Origin of the sequence: Limnospira sp. PMC 1279.21 (assembly GCF_032349615.1) — a bacterium.
In the GTDB taxonomy this organism is placed as follows: Bacteria; Cyanobacteriota; Cyanobacteriia; order Cyanobacteriales; family Microcoleaceae; genus Limnospira; species Limnospira fusiformis.
In genome coordinates this window covers 1-4,036 of record NZ_JARPLU010000273.1, presented here as the reverse complement: position 1 = coordinate 4,036, position 4,036 = coordinate 1, and the positions used below count along the sequence as shown (strand labels likewise).

Annotated in this window: 5 protein-coding genes; 3 read left to right on the top strand and 2 right to left on the bottom strand. The window is 48.4% G+C overall.

Features of this window, described 5'->3' with window-relative positions; all coding sequences use genetic code 11:
• Positions 1-60 precede the first annotated feature (60 nt).
• Complete coding sequence (locus P5683_RS23270) at positions 61-189, top strand: hypothetical protein (RefSeq protein ID WP_006622053.1); 129 nt, start codon at positions 61-63, stop codon at positions 187-189.
• 59 nt (positions 190-248) lie between these two features.
• Positions 249-1,103: a glutamate racemase gene (murI, locus tag P5683_RS23265; RefSeq protein ID WP_006622054.1), complete on the top strand. Its 855-nt coding sequence runs from the start codon at positions 249-251 to the stop codon at positions 1,101-1,103.
• 88 nt (positions 1,104-1,191) lie between these two features.
• Here the strand turns inward: murI and fabF are convergent, their stop codons facing one another.
• Together fabF and acpP are read right to left on the bottom strand one after the other, a co-directional pair.
• Positions 1,192-2,448 (bottom strand): beta-ketoacyl-ACP synthase II, encoded by a 1,257-nt coding sequence (gene fabF, locus P5683_RS23260; RefSeq protein WP_006622056.1) that lies wholly within the window; start codon positions 2,446-2,448, stop codon positions 1,192-1,194.
• A gap of 54 nt (positions 2,449-2,502) precedes the next feature.
• Positions 2,503-2,751 carry an acyl carrier protein gene (acpP, locus tag P5683_RS23255; protein WP_006622057.1) on the bottom strand — a complete coding sequence of 83 codons (249 nt, stop codon included), beginning with the start codon at positions 2,749-2,751 and terminating at the stop codon, positions 2,503-2,505.
• Positions 2,752-2,961: 210 nt separating this feature from the next.
• Between acpP and P5683_RS23250 the strand changes: the two genes are divergently transcribed.
• Complete coding sequence (locus P5683_RS23250) at positions 2,962-3,873, top strand: CoB--CoM heterodisulfide reductase iron-sulfur subunit B family protein (protein WP_006668666.1); 912 nt, start codon at positions 2,962-2,964, stop codon at positions 3,871-3,873.
• The last annotated feature ends 163 nt before the right edge of the window (positions 3,874-4,036 follow it).

Below are 4,036 nucleotides of genomic sequence, written 5' to 3'. Positions count from 1 at the left end.
CTCCTCTCCGCGATCAATCACGGAGCTTCCAACCCTCCCAGGAGTTTTACGTGAACAACAATGGGGAGTATTTTTGTTGCTACCCTTGATGAGGATGATAATTTTGGCGACAGTGTTCGCCGTATTAGTCCCGATCATGTACTTTTGAGTGGAACAGATTTATCTGTTAAGGCAGGTCGGATGTCTTAGTTGTGCTCCACAACAGCACATCTAGCCTATCAAACATAATAACAAGTGCCAGGCAACCGATGACAAGGGATAAACGAGGACAGAAAATCGCCATTTTTGATAGTGGTGTGGGGGGTTTAACGGTTTTAAGGGAATTGTATCGGCAACTTCCCAATGAATCGATTTTGTATTTTGCGGATACGGCACGATTACCTTACGGGACACGATCGCCTGAAGAGATTGTGCAATTTGTCCGCGAAATTATTACTTGGGCAGTCGCTCAGGATGTTAAAATGGTGCTGATGGCTTGTAACACCAGTTCCGCCTTGGCTTTAGAAGTCGTTAGGTCTGAGTTTGATATACCAATTTTAGGCTTAATTTTACCCGGATCCAGGGCAGCTATCAGTCAGGGTGAGCGGATCGGGGTAATTGCGACCCCAGCGACGGCGGCGAGCAATGCCTATCGTCAGGCGATTCAAGAAATCAACCCGGCTGTGCAAGTTTGGCAGGTTGGTTGTCCGGCTTTTGTTCCGCTGATTGAACAAAATCGCATCCATGACCCTTGTACATTAGAGGTGGCGCGAGAATATCTAGCCCCTTTAATACAGCAGCGTATTGATACCCTAATCTATGGTTGCACCCACTATCCCCACTTAGCTCCGGTGTTGCGATCGCTATTACCAGCTTCGGTAAAATTAGTTGATCCAGCAGTGCATTTAGTCGAAGCAGTCGTCCAGGAGTTAGAATTACTGGGATTACGCCATAGCGACCTACCGCGACCGACCCGTTTTTGTGTAAGTGGCTGCGCGGAGCAGTTTGCTAATCTGTCGGTACAATGGCTAGGATATACACCTGCGGTCGAGTCGATTACCTTACCAACCCTTACCTCTGCGGGGGTGGAAACAGCCATTTCTGTGGGGGATGGGATAATTTAGTTGAGAAACCCGGTGGCTCAGACAAATCTGGTGGTGACCAGAAAATTGACTGAGAGAAACCGGGTTTCTTTGGGGGTTGTAGCCTGTTCTAACTGTCCTTAAACTTGCGGAATGCTAAGGTGATGTTATGACCCCCAAAACCGAAGGAGTTAGATAAAGCCACCTCGACAGTTTGGCTGCGGCTGTGGTTAGGAACATAATCTAAATCACATTCAGGATCGGGATTTTCCAGGTTAATGGTGGGGGGAATTTGGTCATAGGCGATCGCCAATACCGCCGCCACTGCTTCAATACCCCCAGAACCTCCTAACAGGTGTCCCGTCATAGATTTAGTGGAACTCACCGCCACTTTATGGGCGTGTTCACCCAGAGCCGTTTTAATAGCTGCTGTTTCCGTCGGATCATTAGCGGGGGTGCTGGTTCCATGAGCGTTAATATAGCTAATTTGGTCAGGAGTTAATCCCCCATCTTTCATCGCCAAAGCGATCGCCTTAGCCGCGCCGATACCACCCGGAACCGGGGAAGTCATATGATAAGCGTCGCAAGTCATACCATAGCCGACAATTTCGCCATAAATGCGAGCGCCGCGACTCAGGGCATATTCCAGCTCTTCCAAAACCAGTATTCCGGTACCTTCACCCATAACAAAACCATCTCGTCCCACATCAAAAGGACGACAGGCATGGAGAGGGTCATCATTGCGAGTAGACAAGGCTCGTGCTGCCGCAAACCCCGCCACCGACAGGGGAGTGACAGCCGCTTCTGTACCGCCACAGATCATCGCCTGAGCGTATCCTCGTTGAATTAGTCTAAAAGCATCTCCCACCGCATTAGACCCGGCTGCACAGGCTGTTACCGGGCAGCTATTAGGTCCTTTAGCTCCCGTATGTATAGCAGTGAGTCCAGCCGCCATGTTAGCGATCATCATGGGAATCATAAACGGGCTGCATCGGTCTGGGCCACGAGTTAAATAAACTTCCTGCTGATCCTCGAGAACTTTGAGTCCCCCAATGCCTGTACCAATCATGATTCCCACCTGGTCTGCATTCAGGTCATCAATTACTAATTCCGCATCAGCGATCGCCTGTTTACTCGCCGCCACTGCAAATTGAGCAAACCGATCCATGCGTTTGGCTTCTTTGCGCGAAATGTAGTCACAGGGATCAAATCCCTTCACCTCTCCAGCAATGCGACAATCATGGCGTGAAGCATCGAATAAAGTGATAGGGCCGATTCCATTACGCCCAGTTAACAACCCCTCCCAATACTCAGTAATCGTATTACCTATGGGAGTAATTGCCCCGAGACCTGTAACAACAACGCGCTTGCGGTTCATATCAGTCATGACTTTTCTATCAGAAGTTAACCACCCAGAATGCAGAACACAGGCAAATCCTCCCTAGGCGGAGGCTGTTACCTTAGCATCAATAAAACTCACCGCGTCTTGGACTGTGGTAATTTTTTCGGCTGCTTCGTCAGGGATCTCGATATCGAATTCCTCTTCCAATGCCATAACCAGTTCTACTGTATCTAACGAGTCTGCGCCCAAGTCATTGACAAAATTCGCTTCTGGTGTTACCTGTGCCGGATCAACTTCTAGTTGCTCGGCGACAATTTTCTTAACTGTTTCAAATGTATCTGAACTCATGGAATTTTTCCTCTATAGGATGCCGCGTATTCCATATTATCGGAAAGCGTAATCCCCGCGATCATCATTTTCTACTTTTCTGGTAGATTCTGCTCCTGGGGCGGAGGCAACCTTTATGGTTTCTTTAGGTCTGCGATCGCTCCCTAGGGTAGATGATATATTAACAATGGGTGCTTCCCCCCCCCACAGTCAATTCATAAAAATATTGCTATGTCATCTTCTGTCAAACTCAGATATGCCTATTTTCCCGGTTGTGTCGCTCAAGGTGCTTGTCGGGAACTTTATCAGTCAACCCAAGTGCTGACCGAAACTCTGGGAATTGAGTTAGTCGAGTTAAAAAAAGCCTCCTGTTGCGGTTCGGGTACTTTTAAAGAAGATTCTCAACTCCTCGAAGATACTGTCAACGCCCGAAATCTTGCCCTAGCCGAGGAGTTGAACTTACCCCTACTCACTCACTGTAGCACCTGTCAGGGCGTGATTGGTCGGGTTGATGAACGCCTGAAAGACTATCAGAATAGTGATCCGGCTTATCTGGAAAAGGTTAACCAACTTCTGCAAAAGGAAAGCTGCACCCCCTACAAGGGCGCAACCGAGGTTAAACACTTATTATGGGCTTTGGTGGCTGATTATGGTTTAGCGGAAATTGAGCGCCGGGTGACTAGGAAGTTATCCGGTTTGAAATGTGCGGCTTTCTATGGCTGCTATCTCCTGCGCGCCCAACATCAGTTAATCTATGATGACCCTCATCAACCCGAGTCTATGGAAAATGTGTTCCGGGCGCTGGGGGCTACACCCGTTTATTATCGGGGACGGACTCAGTGCTGCGGTTGGCCGATTTCTAGTTATGCTACCAATGAATCTTTCCAAATGGCGGGTAATCATATCGAAGAGGCGATCGCCGCTGGGGCTGATTGTATGGTCACCCCCTGTCCTCTGTGTCATCTTAACCTAGACTCCCGCCAACCAGAAATCTCGAAATTTCTGGGGCGATCGTTCAATTTACCCGTCCTTCACCTTCCCCAAATCATTGCGATCGCGCTAGGTATCAGCCCCCAAGCCCTCGGTTTAGACAACCACATTGTCTCCACCACCCCCGTATTAGAGAAGATCATGAACAATTGACAATTGAGAATTCTGCCTCCCCCTAACTAGGTGTGGGTGAGGGGTAGTTTTTCCCGTGTTAGGGAGCATGATTTAATCTCAAATTAGGTTAATATTTTAGGGCAATACGGTATAATAAGCGAGAAGGGTTGAGGATAAACCTATTGCCAGATATGTCAAACCC